Here is a 1201-nt window from a genome sequence, read left to right as displayed (position 1 = left end):
TGAATTAGTTTCGACTTAATCTGACACAACTACTTGAAAAAGTGAGAGTTTCCGGTTTTGATAGAAGTGCGAACTTTAAACAAAACCAAGAGGAAAACTCTCATGATAGATAATACAGTTAAAATCATTAAACATAAAGTTGGCTTATTAAACCTTGCTGGAGAATTAGGAAATGTTTCTAAAGCATGTAAAGTAATGGGCTTATCCAGAGATACTTTTTATCGCTATAAGTCGGCGGTTGAATCGGGAGGCATTGATGCTTTATTTGATCAAAACCGAAGAAAACCTAATATCAAAAATAGAGTAGATGAATCAGTCGAGCTAGCAGTCAAGGAATACGCGATAGCATTTCCAGCACATGGTCAGCAGCGCACGAGCAACGAGCTTCGTAAACAAGGTATTTTTGTTTCTCCTAGTGGTGTTCGTAGTATTTGGTTGCGCTATGAACTTGCCAATTTTAAAGACCGTTTAAAAGCATTAGAGGCCAAAGTAGCCTCTGAAGGGATTATATTAACAGAGGCGCAAGTTAGCGCTTTGGAGAAAAAGAAATTTGATGATGAAGCATGTGGTGAAATTGAAACAGCCCACCCTGGTTACCTCGGCTCTCAAGATACTTTTTATGTAGGTACGCTTAAAGGAGTCGGTCGTATTTATTCAGCAAACCTTTGTTGATACTTACAGCAAAGTAGCTTTTGCCAAGCTTTATACGACAAAAATACCGATTACCTCAGCAGATATACTCAATGACAAAGTCTTACCATTCTTTGAGCAATACAACTTGCCTATACTGCGAATTTTAACTGACAGAGGCACAGAATATTGTGGAAAGGTAGAGCACCATGATTATCAGCTTTATTTGGCGATTAATAATATCGACCATACGAAGACAAAAGCAAACTCACCACAAACAAATGGAATTTGTGAGCGTTTCCATAAAACGATTTTACAAGAGTTCTATCAAGTAACATTTCGAAAGAAAATTTACGAATCAATCGATGAATTACAAAAAGATCTGGACGAATGGATGGATTACTATAATAATCAACGAACTCATCAAGGTAAAATGTGTTGTGGTCGTACTCCAATGCAAACTTTGATAGAGGATAAACAAATCTGGATGGAAAAATTTATAAACTAAATTTGACCTGACAGACACTTCTTGAAAAACCGGTAACTGTCAGATCAAGTTTGAACTACTACA

General features: G+C 36.7%; 1 pseudogene. It reads left to right on the top strand.

Features of this window, described 5'->3' with window-relative positions:
- Positions 1-102 precede the first annotated feature (102 nt).
- Positions 103-1163 (top strand): annotated as a pseudogene (locus CC34_RS01000000116440) (IS481 family transposase).
- The last annotated feature ends 38 nt before the right edge of the window (positions 1164-1201 follow it).

Origin of the sequence: Legionella pneumophila subsp. fraseri (assembly GCF_000586315.1) — a bacterium.
Lineage (GTDB): Bacteria > Pseudomonadota > Gammaproteobacteria > Legionellales > Legionellaceae > Legionella > Legionella pneumophila_B.
Note: the sequence above shows the minus strand (reverse complement) of the source record. Positions and strands in the feature narration are given on the sequence as shown.